General features: G+C 42.9%; 12 protein-coding genes and 1 pseudogene. 10 read left to right on the plus strand and 3 right to left on the minus strand.

Translation table 11 applies throughout. The features are described 5' to 3' along the window. Window positions 1–7 precede the first annotated feature (7 nt). From C1I38_RS01930 to C1I38_RS01955, 6 genes are all read left to right on the plus strand, one after another. On the plus strand, window positions 8–994 hold the full coding sequence (locus C1I38_RS01930; protein WP_243109275.1) for a CorA family divalent cation transporter: 987 nt from the start codon (window positions 8–10) through the stop codon (window positions 992–994). Window positions 995–1,187: 193 nt separating this feature from the next. Next, on the plus strand, window positions 1,188–2,105 hold the full coding sequence (locus tag C1I38_RS01935) for a GGDEF domain-containing protein (RefSeq protein WP_020492463.1): 918 nt from the start codon (window positions 1,188–1,190) through the stop codon (window positions 2,103–2,105). Between the two features lie 176 nt (window positions 2,106–2,281). Next, window positions 2,282–3,016, plus strand: coding sequence for a LytTR family transcriptional regulator DNA-binding domain-containing protein (locus tag C1I38_RS01940; RefSeq protein ID WP_020492462.1), 735 nt, complete (start codon window positions 2,282–2,284; stop codon window positions 3,014–3,016). A 22-nt stretch (window positions 3,017–3,038) separates the two neighbouring features. After that, on the plus strand, window positions 3,039–4,604 hold the full coding sequence (locus C1I38_RS01945) for an ATP-binding protein (protein ID WP_119775658.1): 1,566 nt from the start codon (window positions 3,039–3,041) through the stop codon (window positions 4,602–4,604). After that, window positions 4,597–5,790 (plus strand): HDOD domain-containing protein, encoded by a 1,194-nt coding sequence (locus tag C1I38_RS01950; protein WP_119775660.1) that lies wholly within the window; start codon window positions 4,597–4,599, stop codon window positions 5,788–5,790. Before C1I38_RS01945 ends, C1I38_RS01950 begins: the two co-directional genes overlap by 8 nt. A 116-nt stretch (window positions 5,791–5,906) precedes the next feature. After that, complete coding sequence (locus C1I38_RS01955; protein ID WP_026156510.1) at window positions 5,907–6,182, plus strand: histidine kinase; 276 nt, start codon at window positions 5,907–5,909, stop codon at window positions 6,180–6,182. 6 nt (window positions 6,183–6,188) lie between these two features. On the opposite strand, the pseudogene C1I38_RS01960 reads toward C1I38_RS01955, so the two are convergent. The 3 genes and pseudogenes from C1I38_RS01960 to C1I38_RS01970 all read right to left on the minus strand — a co-directional run bounded on the left by C1I38_RS01960 (window position 6,189) and on the right by C1I38_RS01970 (window position 10,839). Continuing rightward, window positions 6,189–8,623, minus strand: a pseudogene (locus tag C1I38_RS01960) (ABC transporter ATP-binding protein). Further along, entirely contained in the window at window positions 8,620–10,347 is a 1,728-nt protein-coding gene (locus C1I38_RS01965; RefSeq protein ID WP_119775664.1) for an ABC transporter ATP-binding protein, read from the minus strand. The pseudogene C1I38_RS01960 and the gene C1I38_RS01965 overlap by 4 nt, the downstream one beginning before the upstream one ends. 48 nt (window positions 10,348–10,395) lie before the next feature. After that, window positions 10,396–10,839 carry a MarR family transcriptional regulator gene (locus C1I38_RS01970; RefSeq protein ID WP_119775666.1) on the minus strand — a complete coding sequence of 148 codons (444 nt, stop codon included), beginning with the start codon at window positions 10,837–10,839 and terminating at the stop codon, window positions 10,396–10,398. 233 nt (window positions 10,840–11,072) lie between these two features. Between C1I38_RS01970 and C1I38_RS01975 the strand changes: the two genes are divergently transcribed. The 4 genes from C1I38_RS01975 (at window position 11,073) to C1I38_RS01990 (ending at window position 15,313) form a co-directional block, all read left to right on the plus strand. Next, window positions 11,073–11,639 carry a DUF4342 domain-containing protein gene (locus C1I38_RS01975; RefSeq protein ID WP_243109276.1) on the plus strand — a complete coding sequence of 189 codons (567 nt, stop codon included), beginning with the start codon at window positions 11,073–11,075 and terminating at the stop codon, window positions 11,637–11,639. 127 nt (window positions 11,640–11,766) lie between these two features. Beyond that, entirely contained in the window at window positions 11,767–12,456 is a 690-nt protein-coding gene (locus C1I38_RS01980) for a response regulator transcription factor (RefSeq protein ID WP_119775668.1), read from the plus strand. Beyond that, window positions 12,440–13,864: an ATP-binding protein gene (locus C1I38_RS01985; RefSeq protein WP_119775670.1), complete on the plus strand. Its 1,425-nt coding sequence runs from the start codon at window positions 12,440–12,442 to the stop codon at window positions 13,862–13,864. Before C1I38_RS01980 ends, C1I38_RS01985 begins: the two co-directional genes overlap by 17 nt. A 783-nt stretch (window positions 13,865–14,647) precedes the next feature. Further along, complete coding sequence (locus tag C1I38_RS01990; RefSeq protein WP_020492450.1) at window positions 14,648–15,313, plus strand: 4'-phosphopantetheinyl transferase superfamily protein; 666 nt, start codon at window positions 14,648–14,650, stop codon at window positions 15,311–15,313. Window positions 15,314–15,364 lie beyond the last annotated feature (51 nt).

Genomic DNA, 15,364 nt, shown 5'->3' on the forward strand with positions numbered 1-15,364 from the left:
GACAGGAATGATTCGAAGGCCAGGAATAGAGTACCAGTTGTCAAGTGAATGGAGTGTGAACGGCTTGCAACACTATCTTGTCTCTCCGGAGGGCCTAAAAGAAATAGAATCACAACAGATTCCGGCAGAGGGAAAGTTTAGCGTAACCCTCTTCAATGCTGAGGAATGGAAGCTCCTGAGCGGGCACTTGGCATTTGGCGGATCTGCAGAGATTGACCGTGTTCTGGGGAAACTGAATCCGCAGGAGAATAATTTTAATCAAAGATTTGAACGTCTACACCCTTCTCTGTTTTTTATTGGATATAGCGATTTTGCTGATGATACCAAAGAATTTGCGATTTACTTTTTTCTGTCGGCGAATGATATGACGATACTGCGCAATGACCGACTTGAGCTGCCGCAGATCAATGACTGGGCCCGGAGAGGACTGCTTACAACACCTTCCGATCTGGCGCAGCTCCTCGGCATGGAAATACTGGAACACCATCAGCGCCAGCTGGAATTACTGGAAGATGATGTGGACCGGATTGAAGAAAATATCCTGGAAACTCCTGAAAGATGGCAAAGAAGTGAAATAATCAACCTTCACAAAAAAATACTGGGTTTAAAGAAATCACTGAATGCGCATCAGACGATTTTCAGCAGACTGGCAGCCATGGATAATCATGATCAAGGGAAGCCATCGTGGAAAGACCTGGTTGCCGATACCCAGCAGAAACTTGAAAATGCACGGCAGACTCATGAGCTGATTGAAATCCTAATGGAAGCCTACCAGCAGGCCATTGATAACCGGGCCAATGATATCATGAAAGTTCTGACGCTTCTAGCCACGATCCTGCTGCCGATTAATCTGGTTACCTCCTTCTTTGGAATGAATTTTGAAGCAATGCCACTAATTCACTCACCTTTGGGGATGCCGCTCTTTCTCGGTGTATCCGTGTTGATTGTAACAGCAGTACTTATCCTGTTTTGGCGTAAACACTGGCTGAGATAAAATTTGATCACGCATGGAAAACCAAATCCATTCATTAAGAAAAAACAACCATTGAGGTTGTTTTTTTAACATTCTGTATAAAATTCTCCCAAAAGAAGACTTAATGAGATAATCTGATAGCATGACAATACAATTGGAAGAATCATACAATAGCTTTTGCTGAAAAGTAAAGGTTTATATAGGGGGTCACATCATGAATTTATTTGATCGAAAAGATGATCATGCTTTTTTAGATAGACATAAACTCAGTCAAAAAAGTAAATTTATTATTTGCTTATTATTTATTGGGGTCTTGGTCTTGGTTCTGCTTTTTGGCAATCTGAATACAGCTCCGGGAATTATTATTGGGAGTATAATGGCTATCGTCACGTTGCTGATGCCGCTGATCTTTGGGTATGCCGGCCTTATGGTTACACTTATATACAGTATCATAGGGATTACTGCTCCGTTCAGATTCGGAATAATGCAAGGTGACCCATATTATTTTGCTATTGCCGTGTTCATCCTGGCAAACTTTTTTGGATCTGCGATTATTGCCGTTGAAGTTGAACGCAATAAAAAAACTCAGAAAATACTTGAGACCCTTTCTGTGACAGACGGTCTGACAGAGATCTACAATCATAGGTATTTTCAGCAAAGGCTTGACGAAGAGATTGCGAGAGCCATCAGAGCAAATCGTACGCTTGTTTTATGTATGATCGATATTGACAACTTTAAGATGTACAATGATTCCTATGGCCATTATTTCGGTGATGAAATACTAAGAAAAACCGCCGGGCTAATCCAAAACACTACGAGAAAATCAGATATTGCCTGTCGCTACGGCGGAGACGAGTTTGCAGTAATTTTGCCTGATTCCGGCATCGAAGAAGTCCATTTTGTCATGGAAAGGCTCAAAGAAGCATTTTACAGTCTGCGATTTTCTTTCCCGGATTGTCACGTTACAAAAACCTTGACGCTTTCGGTCGGTTTCTCAATTTTCCCTGATCTGGCTAAAAATAAAGATCAACTAATTACCCAGGCGGACGCTGCCCTTTACCGGGCCAAATATCAGGGCAGAAACAAAATCGAGCTCTATCAGGATACTCTAAGAACAAACCCGCTCAATTAATACAAAAAATGAATATTTACTATAGATGATCTAAAGATGAAAGGGAAAAGTTAGGAATAAATAAAGCTGAAAAAAGAACTCAAAAAAGGAATAAAAAAGAAAATGTCGAATATACCCGAGAATAAAAAGGAAAATTATTCATTTTCTGTCCGGACAGATAAAATAGAAAGGAATATATGGCAAGAATACTTTTGGTTGATGATGAACCGATGGTGCTTAACGCTTTAAAGCGTATCCTGCATCCCCAGGGATACGAGCTGTTTGCCGCTACGACCTCGAAAGAAGCGCTGGATTTTCTGCAAAAAAGCGCGATAGACGTGATTATTTGTGACCAAAATATGCCGGGGATGCTGGGTATTGACCTATTGAAACGTTCAAGAGAAGAGTATCCGGATGCCGTTAGAATTCTGATCACTGGTTCGTCAGACATCAATGTTGCAATTTCAGCAATTAACGAAGGCAGTATTTATTATTACCTCGCCAAGCCCTGGAAAAACGAAGAAGTCATTTCAGTGGTCGAAAAAGCCCTTGCCAATAAACCTGAACATCTCTATCCGGTGGAACGCAAGATGGAACAGGAAATCAAAAAAATACCTGTATGGGAAGATGACACCATTATTCTGATTGACCTGTCGGAGGTGATTTATTTAACGGCAGCTGAAGGGGATGTCGTTGTTATTACCGAAAAAGGAAGATATCAAAGTCCTGACTCTTTAAATTCGTGGGAGAAGAAGCTTGGATCCGGCAGCTTTTTTCGGTGCCATCGAAGCTATATTGTCAATATCAATAAAATTGAAAAAATCAGTCCCTGGTTCAACAGTGCGTATAATTTAAAGTTGAAGGAAACGAAAGAAACTATTCCCGTCAGCAGAAACTCCACTAAAAAGCTGAAAAATTTATTTGGGTTATAAAATAAAAGTATAGGAATCGATTATGAATCAATATCCGAAAAAAAGAACGATACCTGGTGTTTTATCTGCTCTTCGTGAAACGCAAGATGATAACCTGACAAGCTATTATGAAAATACCATGGTCAGTATGTATATGTCTGTGCTGCTCTTTCTGGCAGCATTTATTAGTTTTTTTCCCCGTTATTTTTATCTTGCCAGTGACTGGCAGGCGTATTTCGTAGACAGTTTGGTTTTATTAGCTTTGGCTCTGGGATTTAACGTTGTTCCGAAATTGGACTTTGCAATGAGATATGCTACCTGGATGATCTCGGGGCTGACCGCGTTGACACTTCTGTTTTTAACAGTCAGAATGTATGATCTTATCGGACCGGCTTTGTACACTTTTGCGTATCTACAGCTCATACTGGCCATGATCCGGGTCACCCGGGTTATGATGGTCACAACAACGGTCGCCATACTGTTTTCGGTATGCTATGTGCTTTTCCATTCTTATCATGTTCAGTTTTACCAGATGACGACATTGTCTTATGTTTCCCAGCTGATCCTGTTTATGGTCTTAGTGGTCGTTATGGCGGCCGTAAATAATGTCAGTATCGGCCGTTACCGTAGGCTGGAAAAACAGCTTCAGGAAGCAATCTGCCAGAATGAAAAAATTACCGGGTTGTTTAAACAAAACGTTGCCTCAGATGAAGAGTTGAAAACAACGATCAGCCGTTTAAAGAAAACGCAGGAACAGCTTGTCCAACAAGAGAAGCTTGCTGCAATTGGACAGTTGGCTGCCGGGGTTGCCCATGAAATCAATAATCCGCTTGGTTATATTTCCAGTAACTTTGAGACCTCTCGTCTTTATTTTGATCAGTATACGAATATGATCAACGCCTATCACAGCTTTTTGGAGCAGCTGTGCCCAAGCGAGAAGAATTTGCTTGCCTCACAGATAGAAAACTTGAGAAAGCTTGAAGAAACCAACAACCTGAAGTATATCTCAACAGACCTGGAAGATTTATTTTTTGATATTGAGGATGGCCTCAAACGGATCAGTGAAATTGTAACCGGACTTAAAACCTTTTCCAGAGCGGATCAAGGCAACGAGTTTGAAGATTACGATCTGAATAACGGATTGAAGAATACGCTTTTAGTGGCCAGAAATGAGATTAAGCACCATGCCAGGGTAATCGAATTGTTTGGGGAGCTTCCTTTAATTCAGGCGAAGGGCAATCAGATCAATCAGGTACTCTTGAACATCATCCTGAATGCAGTCTACGCCATAAAGACAAAAGAACCGGAGACACTTGGATCTATCATGGTTAGTACAGCAGTCGCGGATGATTTTGTGCGGTGTCAGATTGAAGACAATGGGACAGGGATCAATAAAGAAAACCTGAGAGAGATTTTCAATCCGTTTTTTACCACAAAACCCGTTGGGCAGGGTACAGGCCTTGGGCTCAGTATTGCCTACGATATTGTTGTCAATACGCACGGGGGGCAGATTTCAGTTCAAAGCACGCCGGGCATAAGTACGAGGTTTATAATCCTGCTGCCTGTCAGGCAGCAGCCGGAAGCCAATACAGGTGAAGAAAATGAATGAAACAATTTTGTTTGTAGATGATGAAAGAGCAATATTGCGGGCACTGAATAGGGCTTTCTTTGGCAGCAGCTATGAAGTTCTTACTGCGGAAAGCGGTGAAGAGGCTCTGGAAATTCTTCAAAGAAAGAAAATTGATCTGATTGTAACGGATGTCAAAATGCAGGGAATGGACGGCTTTCAGCTTTTGACACAAGTCAAAGAAAAATATCCGTCGACGATCAGACTTGTTTTAAGCGGGCATGTCGATAAAAGCATGCTTTTGAAAATACAACAGAATTGTTTGGCAAAACACTATCTGTTTAAACCATGGCAAAACAAGGACCTGCTCAGGACCATCGAACATATTTTTGAAGTGGAAAAGATCTTGAAAAACCGAAACCTACTGGAAGTGATCAATAAAATCGAATTTTTGCCATCCCCACAGAATGTCTTCAATAAATTTAATTCTCTGATCGAACAGGATGCGGGCATGAAGGAAATCGCCAAAACGATCGAAAGTGATCCTTCCATAACCGCGAAAGTATTACAGGTAGCAAACTCTGCCCACTTAGGGGTAAAAACAGGTTCGGTAATCCAGGCTATTAATTATTTGGGGCTAACGGATGTCAAAAATATAGTCCTGAGTGCCTGTCTGCATCAGGAAACCAAAGGGGAAAAAAATGCGCGTTACCAAAGAGATATCGCGATGCTCTGGTTCCATGCTGTAACGACCAATACCATCCTGAATGTTTTCTACCAAAAGATCCATCATAAGAAAATGCCTGAATCGAGTACAATGGCCGGATTGTTGCATGATGTTGGCAAAGTGGTTCTGCTGAATAATTTCTGGTATGAATATATGCGAGCAGTTGAGAAGAACATAGGCAATCGGAATCTATTCGACTATTATGAACAAATGGAATTTACGGATGTATCTCATGGGGAGATTGGCGGCCATCTGCTGGATTGGTGGGAGCTTCCGTATTCGATCGTGGAGTCCGCTCTTTTTCACCACTGTCCGCTTGATGAAAAGGTCATCGACAAGGAGATGGTCGCCCTGGTGCATATTGCCGATATCTATTCCTGGAAAAGCATTTGCAAGCAGGAGTCCGTAAAGATCGATTCGCAGGTGCTTGATTTCTTGGATATTAACAAAGACGATCCTGATCGTTTTTTGGATGAGGCTGGGATTCACCATTCATTGTAAAAAAACAACCATTTAGGTTGTTTTTTTACATTTTGCGGCAAATTATCCGCCACGACAAAATGACGTGGTATGCTATTGACATAAGCGGCTGCAAGGAAAGGTGGGAGAAGTATTCAATGAGCTGCGTTCATGATGTTGTCATATATTTTGAAGAGGGAAGCAAAACACAAGATTATAAAGCGCTAGCCGTCATTTCCAGCTTGAAAAAGATTGCAAACATCATTGAGTTTTATCCGAAAGATATTGGCAGCAATGATCATAGTGCAGAAATCATCAAGGAAGAAGGGTTAAGAATCAGGTTTTCTACGGAATGCAATCTCGAGAAAATCAGAAAATTCTTTTTTGAAACTATCTCCCCGAAAGATTTCGAATTGGGGACTTCAGACCATTAGGGTGTGTTATCCCGCAATATCCGCGTCTTCCGAGAACTGGCTGTTATATAATTCGGCGTAGAATCCGCCTTTAGCTAGTAGCTCTTTGTGATTTCCTGTTTCAATGATACTGCCGTTATTCATGACCAGAATAAGTTCAGCATCGCGTATGGTGGAAAGCCTGTGCGCAATTACAAAATTTGTCCGGCCTTTCATCAGGTTCTTCATTGCTTTCTGGATCAATACTTCAGTCCGGGTGTCCACGCTGCTGGTTGCTTCATCGAGAATCAATATTGCCGGATCGGCCAAAATAGCCCGGGCGATAGTGAGCAACTGCTTCTGTCCCTGCGAGATATTGGTCGCTTCTTCATTCAGAACCGTGTCGTAGCCTTCGGGAAGTGTCCGGATAAAGTGGTCGGCATGGGCTGCCTTGGCCGCACGGACGATTTCGTCCATGGAAGCGTTCTCTTTGCCGTAAGCGATATTATCCTTAATACTTCCGTTAAAGAGCCAGGTATCCTGAAGGACCATTCCGAAGAGTTTGCGTAGTTCGCTGCGCGGCATATCCTTGATATCCACATCGTCAATACTAATTTTACCGGAGTTGATCTCATAAAACCGCATCAGCAGGTTGACCAGAGTCGTTTTGCCTGCGCCTGTCGGACCAACAATGGCGATAGTATCTCCCTGCCTGACTTCAAGATTCATATCTTCAATTAACGGGACATCTTCTTTATAGCGGAAGCTGACATGTTCGATGCGGATATTCCCTTTGGGCATATTCAGGATCACAGCTTCAGGACTGTCAGGGATTTCTTCCTGCTCGTCCAGAACTTCAAAGACCCGTTCAGCGCAGGCAATAGTAGACTGGATAACGTTGGCGATATTGGCGGTTTGGATAATCGGCATCGTAAATGACCGTGAATATTGGATAAAAGCCAGGATATCACCTAATCCTAACAGGTTGCGCGTGATCCAGATGCCCCCGACAATGCTAATGCCGACATAACTGAGATTACTAATAAAATTCATCAGCGGGAACATAATCCCGGATACAAACTGGGCTCTCCAGCCCGCGCCATACAACCGGGTATTGATCGATTCAAATTTCTCGATCGCATCTTTTTCATGCCCAAAGGCCTTGACGATCTTATGACCTGTATACATCTCTTCAACATGGCCGCTGAGGTCTCCCAGCTCTTTCTGTTGGATGGCAAAGTATTTCTGGGATTTCTTGGCGATCATTGTCGTGGCTGCCAGTACAGCGGTAACGAGGCAATAATGATCAGGGTGAGTACCGGACTGATCGTAAGCATCATAATAATATAGCCTACAATTGTTACCACGGAGGTAATAATTTGGGTCAAGCTTTGCTGCAAGGTAGTGGCAATGGTATCGATATCGTTGGTCACACGGCTTAAGATATCGCCATAAGGGTGCATATCATAATACTTTAAAGGCAATTTTGCCAGCTTGTTATCAACTTCCCGACGTAAATCCCGGACTGTCCGCTGAGAAACGCCTGACATGACAAGACCCATGATCAGGCCGAATAAGGCGCTGATGAGATACATACCGATCAGGATCAAGGCGATCATACCAATATAATGAAAATCATATTCACCGTTCGTTTCTCTGATGGACTTAATGGCGCCGCCGATTTGATTATCGGTAAGCTTGACATTTTGCTGTGTATTCGGCAAATTCAAGCCTGCATCACCGGTTGCGGACATCTTTTTCCCTAAATCAATGATTTTCTGACAGACATCCGCTTTTTCTTCGGCATCCGTTAACGAACTCAGCATTGGCAATTGCAGGAATGTTTTGATTGTATTTATGCTATTCGTATCAATCATTTTCACCGATCCGTCCTGAGTATTACCGCCGGTAATGTTTTCCTGCATATTTGGCAGGGCATTGAAGAGATCTAGCATTCGAATGACGGTATTGGCTTTCTCCTCCGGATCTTGAATTGTATTGATCGCAGGCAGCATTACCAGCGCTTTGACCGCATCCAAAGATGCAGGGCTGATTGGTTCACTGGCTGCGGCATTCGTCATCTGCTTATTGACCTGGTCGACTGCCTTCATTTGGACATCGGCCATTTGGGTATAAATGCTGTCAAGGCCGTTTTCCTGTGCCTCGGACATTTTTTGCAGCATCGTCCTCGCCATATAGGCATCCTGTAGTTTGTTAATTGCTTTACTGCTTATCTTAGGAGCTGCAATTGTAAAAGATGTACTGGCAATGGCAAAGATCAATACAACAATTAAATGGACTTTATGCGGTTTTAAATACCGAATGAGCCTTGCCAGACTGCCGCGGAAATTTTTAGCTTTTTCCACAGGAGCACCAAAGTGCCCCCCCGGTCCTCCGGGCCCTCCCGGCCCTCCCGGCCCTTCTGATCCTCTTCGGTTTTGCCGATTGCGCATCGTGTTTTGGTTTTGATTTTCACCGCTCATGCGATTTCCTCCTCTGACAGCTGGGATGAGACAATCTCACGATAGACTTCGCAGCTGCTCAACAGTTCTTTGTGTGTTCCAATGCCTGCAATCTGACCGTTATCTAAGACAATGATTTGATCTGCGTCCATGACGGTCCCAACCCTTTGAGCAACAATAAGGACTGTCGCCTCGGCTATTTCCTGCTTCAGGGCAGCACGCAGACGCGCATCTGTTTTAAAATCCAGGGCCGAAAAACTGTCGTCAAAAATACAGATCTCCGGTCTGCGGACCAGAGCCCGGGCAATTGCCAGTCGTTGTTTTTGACCGCCGGATACATTGGTACCGCCTTGAGTGATAACATGGTCATACCCGTCGTCCATCTTGGCAATAAACTCGGCTGCCTGGGCGACTTCTGCTGCGTGCAAAATTTCTTCTTCGGAGGCCTCTTTACTGCCAAAACGGATATTTTCGGAAATCGTTCCCGAAAAGAGGACCGCTTTCTGCGGTACGAAACCAATTTTCTGCCTAAGGTTTTCCTGGGATATTTCCCGGACATCCACACCGTCGATTAGGACAGAACCGCTGTCAACGTCATAAAACCTGGGTATCAGATTGATCAGCGTAGATTTCCCAGCACCAGTACTGCCGATAATCGCTGTGATCTCGCCCGGCCGGGCAGCGAAGGAAACATCCCTGATAGCGGGTTCTTCCGCGCCGTGATAGCTAAAGGTGACATCCTTGAATTCCACATAACCTTTGCCGGTGAAAGTATCCTTCAATTCCTTGGCATCTTCAATTTCAGGTACGGTTTCCAGGACTTCGTTGATTCTGACAGCAGCAGCCTGGGACCGGGGAACCATGATGAACATCATGGCCAGCATCAGCATGGACATCATGATCTGCATCGCATACTGTGTAAATGCCGAAAGGGCTCCTAGGTCCATATCGCCGATACTGATACGGATGCCCCCAAACCAGAGGATCGCCAGTGAAGTTAAGTTCATGATCAGCATAATCGACGGCATCATAAAAGCCATGATTTTATTTACTTTAATGTAATTGTCCGTAAGATCAACGTTGGCGTCGTCAAAACGCTTTTTTTCATGTTCGATTGTGTTGAAGGCCCGGATGACCCGTACGCCGGTAAGTTTTTCTCTAAGCACCAGGTTGATCCTGTCAATTTTTACCTGAACTAACCGAAACAGTGGAATCATTTTGGATGCAATGATTGCGATGACGATTGCCAGTACCGGTATGGCGACAGCAAATACCCATGTTAGGGCCTTATCTTCCCGATAAGCCAAAATGATTCCGCCGATTGCCATAATCGGGGCACTGATCATCATACGCGTAATCAAGATCGTAACCATCTGGATTTGGGTGATATCATTTGTCGTCCGGGTAATGAGCGTAGCGGTGCCGAGTTTATCAAATTCATGTAAAGAAAAACTTTCAACTCTTCCGAAGATCCTGCTCCGCAGTGTAGTCCCCAGCCCTACGGCAACCTTAGATGATAAAAAGCTGGCCAGGATAGAAAATGAAGCGCTTACTGCGGCGACCAGAAGCATGATTCCTCCGATATGAAGAATCTTCTGCGTGTCGCCATTCATGACGCCGTCATTGATAATATCCGACATCAGCGTTGGCAGATACAGGTCACCAAGCGTTTGGAGAAAAACCAGGATCAGAACGCCGTAAACCAGATGTCTGAAAGGTTTTAAATAACGAACTAATTTTAACATAACCCAATATCCTTTCTCTTTTGTAATGTTCCATGTTCTGTAGAAAGATTAGGTGCAATTTTGATCCAGGGTCTTTTTTAAAGCAACCAAACCCTCAGATATTTTTTGCATATCTTCAGAGGTAGCCTTGCTAAGCACTTTCTGCAAGTCATTTTCGGTTTTGCGATAGGACTTTCGGTGAAGGTCAATAAAATGAGGACCCGCTTTGACATAGACGATTCGTCTGTCCTGTTCACTTCTGGTTCGAATGACCAACTGCTGTTTTTCCAGACGGTCAATAATTCCTGAGATCGTACTGTTGGACAGATGCAGGACGCTGCTTATTTCGGAGATCTTCATCTCGCCGGATCTCATTAGAGTGTTCATAACCATGCCTTGCGGTATTGTTAAGCCGTCACATCCAAAACTTTTTCGCAGTATCCGCTTCATAGATTTGCCAACTTCAAAAAAAAGCCGCACGATTTCTACTTCATTATTAGGGGTGCTTTCCATAGAAACAGGCCTCCTTAAACTTTACGCTACACTAATACTACCGACACGAATATTTCGCATACAAAATATTATATTGATCCAGGCTGACACTGTCAACAACATTCCAAAACAGATTTTGTCTTATTTTGGTCTTATTTTGCATGAATTCTAATCAAATTTTAATCCTGAATTAAGCGTAGTCTCATCTGACGTTATTATAATAAAACCATCGTTTAGAAATGGAGATGAAAATGATGAGTATCAGTATGGAACAAATGGACGAAATGAGAAAAAGGACCAACTGCAGTTATCAGGAAGCCAAGGAACTTTTGGAAAAGTATGATGGGGATTTGATTGACGCGATCATTGCCTTTGAAAAAATGCATGGGAATCAATCAAATTCAAATTCCAATCAGAAAACCTGTCAAAAAGAACAGAGCTTCGGCAAAAAAGTAAAAGCACTGCTTCAAAAAGGTTGCGTCACAAGATTTATTATTGAGAAGGATCAGACCATTATTCTGAATATACCGGTCATTATTCTAATTATCGCTATGTTAATCACAATGCCGATCATAGGATTGTATGCTGCAGCTTTTATCCTGCTATACGTAATGGGTTATCGGATCAGGATCAGAAAAGAAAAGGGGCAGGATGTTGATATCAATGAGTTTGTCGACGGTATAGGCAGCAAAGTCAGAACTGCGGCTGATAAAATGAGGGAAAAGCCGGCAGCAGAACAGGCAAACACTACCCGGGCTGAAACCAATCCTACGAATGAAGATAAAAAAGAAGAGGATTGTAATGAGATTACGATTGGTTAGTACCTATAAATGGTCAGGGTGCTCGTAATGAGATAAAGCTGATGAGAAATGAACCTGTGTTGTTTACAGGTTCATTTCCAATTATAATGAAATCGTCCCAATGCTTTGATGAAGGACGGAGAACAGGATGAAAACCAGAATTCTGGTCATTGAAGATGAGGTAAAAATAGCCAGGTTCCTGGAATTGGAGCTCACCCATGAAGGCTATGAGGTAGAACTTGCTCACGAGGGAAGAGAGGGCTATGAAAAAGCAGTCTCGGGGAAGGCGGATTTGATCATTCTGGACCTGATGCTCCCCGGTCTCAGCGGTATTGAAATTTGCCGGAGGGTAAGGCGTGAATCGGACATCCCGATCATTATGCTGACCGCCAAAGATGATGTTTCCGATAAAGTAATGGGGCTTGACAGCGGGGCAGATGACTATATGACCAAGTCATTTGCCATTGAAGAGCTGCTGGCGAGGATCAGAGTGATCCTAAAGCGCAGGGGGAAAAAGGAAGATCAAAATAATAGGATCACGGCCGGACCGGTAATTTTGTATAAAGATGAACATCGGGTTACCTGTCAGGGGGCAGATATATCCCTCTCCAAGAAAGAATTTGAGCTTCTGAAATATCTGATGGAGAATAAAGGCATTGTATTGTCGCGCGAAAAAATCCTTGATCATGTCTGGGGATATGACTACTATGGAGATACCAATGTCACCGATGTCTATATCAAGTACCTGCGCAATAAAATTGACCAGAAATATGGTATCGTACTTATTCACACCGTAAGAGGGGTTGGGTATCTTCTCAAATATGAAGAAGAAAAATAAAGCGAATAAGAACATGTTCAAAAATATCCTCAAGGTGATCTTTTTTCCGGTTTATCTTTTCAGGCTTCTTTATGCATTTATCCGGGAAAAGATCGCTTATTCAATTCGCTTAAAACTTTCCTTGAGGTATACAGGCATACTTTTGCGGACAGTGCTGGGAGCCGGTCTTATCGTTATCCTGGTTTATGGCGGATTTAGAATCCAGGAAACGGTTAAGCAGGACTATTTGGACATCCAGAAGATGCTTAGCACGGACAGCAGCGGTTTTTCAGAACTGGAAACCTATTCCCGGGAGCATCAGATCCCGCTTCGTATCGATGAATCCAATCAGCAGACGCTTATGGCTACGGATCAAAATTTGAGGGAATATGGTGCTGAGTACTGGCTGGGCTTGGCCAAGGATCAAGGAAACATCTACGTATCCGTAAACAGGGATTTTGAAATAGCCGGAACTACCGGCAGGATGATTATCTTTTCCAACATTCAGGATGAGATTACGGATATTTTGTTCATCGCCAGGATTATGCTCTTTGTCTTTGTGCCGTTCTTGTTCCTGGCTCTGATTGCGATTGCCGTATCAGGGAGAGGAATTTTTGAACCCATACGTGAGATGACCCGGACGGTAAAGGTAATTTCCGAGCAGAATTTAAATTTAAGGCTCAATGTAAGCGGGTCAAAAAATGAACTGAAGGAACTGGCACTTACCTTTAATGAAATGATGAACAGATTAGAGGATCAATATAATAGGCAGAAACAGTTTGTATCGGATGCTTCGCATGAGCTAAGAACACCGATCGCCGTGATACAGGGCTATGCAGTCATGCTCGACCGCTGGGGAAAAAACGATCAGGCAGTTCTGCAGGAATCCATAACGGCTATCAAAAATGAAGCCGGAAATATGCAGGAGCTGATCGACAAATTGCTGTTTCTTGCCAGGCATGACAACAGTACCCTCGCCTATCAAAAGGAAGAATTCAGCTTGACGGAAATGCTCCAGGAAGTCATCAGAGAGACCCAGATCATTGATTCCGGGCATCAAATCAACAATGAGCTTAATCAGGAAATCTCGATGTTTGGTGACCGGAACCTAATGAAACAGGCCTGTCGCATCTTTATGGACAATGCCATGAAATATACACCGACTGGCGGACAGATTTCAGTCCGTCTTGGCAAAGAAGGGGAGTCCATTGCGATAAGCATCAAGGATACCGGATCAGGTATGACGAATAATGAGTTAAAGCACATCTTTGACCGCTTCTACCGCTCAGACCAGTCCAGAACGAAGGAACGGGGTGGTTATGGTCTGGGACTCGCAATTGCCAAGATCATTATCCTGGGCCACAATGGGAAAATCAAAGTGCGAAGCAAAGTTGAAGAAGGTTCCGAATTTATCATCCTGCTCTCCTAACAATAACCCTAGAGATATGGGGAGACTTTTGTCTCTCTTTTTTTGTGCGTAAAGCAATTAATAGAAATATTGGGAAATTAAGGTTGCAATTTGCCTGGCTTGTGAATAAGATATTTCGAAATCAGTTCTTAAGAAGTTAAGATACGAGGAGGGGGAAAAATATGTACGGTTCTTATGGTTATGGCCGTGGCTGCGGAATGGGTGCCGGTGCTGGCATAATCGCTATTGCAGTACTGATCCTGATTGCTCTGGGCGTTATCTTCTAAATCAATTTTGGCATGCAGCATTTATCAGGTATTCTTTGACCGGGAGGTGAAAAACATGGCAGTTGGAGCAGGTACTTTCGGCGGAACATTTGGCGGCGGCGGTTGCCTCTGCGGCATCGCGATCGTAGTGGTTATCATTCTCCTCTTAATTGCAATGGGGATCGTTTTCTAAATGATCTGATATAGGATTGATCTTATTCAATATCCAGAATAAAGAATCAATAGTCAACAAATCTTTAATATTTTGAAGAAGACAGCCCGAGACATCAAAACTCTGTGCTGTCTTCTTTGACCGCCATGATACTTTAAAGCAAGCCAATTCCGGGGAAAATGTAAATGGCTTTTTTTGTCGAAAAAAATTGCTTAAAATAGGCTCAAATGTTAGAATATGACTCAGAGCATTGCATATCCTCGACCTTAAAAAATTTCTTATCTAATTTTCAAATATAATTTAAAAAATAAAAGCAAAATGGATTATGTTAAAGGAATTTAAGGAAAAAAAAAGAATTAATGCTCCATGATTAACATATTCGGTTGTAATTTAGCCTGTATTTCCGAAAATGAGATTAATGCCTATACCCAACTAATCTCGGAAAAAAGAAAAATAAGTTTGGGCAGAATGAAGTATATCGAAGATGTGAAAAGATCTTTACTGGGAGAACTGCTTATCCGCAAAATTGTCAGGAAAAATTATTTCCGAGGAAATGCTGAAATTTCTTTTGGTGTAAACGATTATGGCAAGCCTTATGTCAAAGACCTAGAAGCATTTCATTTCAGTATTGCCCACTCTGGAGAATGGGTTGTTTGTGCGACAAGCGATCAAAAAGTAGGTGTTGATCTCGAACAGATCCGTCCGGTTGACCTGGAGATTGCCAGACAGCATTTTACTGAACAAGAGAACAGGTTCTTAACGAGCCTCAGCCAGGACAGGAAAGTAGAATACTTTTTTAAACTTTGGACGCTTAAAGAAAGCTATCTTAAAGCAAAGGGCACAGGCCTTGCGGGTAATCTTAAAGAAGCTGATTTTTCCAGCATGGCCGGATCCAGTTTTTCTTATCCGAATGAAGGGCTGTTCTTTTATATTTGCCCATTTGATCCGGGTTACGCTGTAGCAGCATGCGGCTGCGAAAAAGAATTCAGTCCCGAAGTTCATGAGGTAAACATCCGATATTCAGACTTTTGAGCTTCTCTGAATACAAGCCATAGTTTATAAGGTTGACAAGGTACGGGAAAA

This window comes from Dehalobacter sp. 12DCB1 (assembly GCF_004343605.1).
Lineage (GTDB): Bacteria > Bacillota > Desulfitobacteriia > Desulfitobacteriales > Syntrophobotulaceae > Dehalobacter.

What these genes read in the sequence shown, in the direction of transcription:
- C1I38_RS01965 (WP_119775664.1), bottom strand. Translation starts at nt 10,347, where the DNA reads ATGTTAAAATTAGTTCGTTATTTAAAACCTTTCAGACATCTGGTTTAC.
- C1I38_RS01980 (WP_119775668.1), top strand. Translation starts at nt 11,767, where the DNA reads ATGAAAACCAGAATTCTGGTCATTGAAGATGAGGTAAAAATAGCCAGG.
- C1I38_RS01935 (WP_020492463.1), top strand. Translation starts at nt 1,188, where the DNA reads ATGAATTTATTTGATCGAAAAGATGATCATGCTTTTTTAGATAGACAT.
- C1I38_RS01975 (WP_243109276.1), top strand. Translation starts at nt 11,073, where the DNA reads ATGAGTATCAGTATGGAACAAATGGACGAAATGAGAAAAAGGACCAAC.
- C1I38_RS01955 (WP_026156510.1), top strand. Translation starts at nt 5,907, where the DNA reads ATGAGCTGCGTTCATGATGTTGTCATATATTTTGAAGAGGGAAGCAAA.
- C1I38_RS01970 (WP_119775666.1), bottom strand. Translation starts at nt 10,839, where the DNA reads ATGGAAAGCACCCCTAATAATGAAGTAGAAATCGTGCGGCTTTTTTTT.
- C1I38_RS01990 (WP_020492450.1), top strand. Translation starts at nt 14,648, where the DNA reads ATGATTAACATATTCGGTTGTAATTTAGCCTGTATTTCCGAAAATGAG.
- C1I38_RS01985 (WP_119775670.1), top strand. Translation starts at nt 12,440, where the DNA reads ATGAAGAAGAAAAATAAAGCGAATAAGAACATGTTCAAAAATATCCTC.
- C1I38_RS01940 (WP_020492462.1), top strand. Translation starts at nt 2,282, where the DNA reads ATGGCAAGAATACTTTTGGTTGATGATGAACCGATGGTGCTTAACGCT.
- C1I38_RS01945 (WP_119775658.1), top strand. Translation starts at nt 3,039, where the DNA reads ATGAATCAATATCCGAAAAAAAGAACGATACCTGGTGTTTTATCTGCT.
- C1I38_RS01950 (WP_119775660.1), top strand. Translation starts at nt 4,597, where the DNA reads ATGAATGAAACAATTTTGTTTGTAGATGATGAAAGAGCAATATTGCGG.
- C1I38_RS01930 (WP_243109275.1), top strand. Translation starts at nt 8, where the DNA reads ATGATTCGAAGGCCAGGAATAGAGTACCAGTTGTCAAGTGAATGGAGT.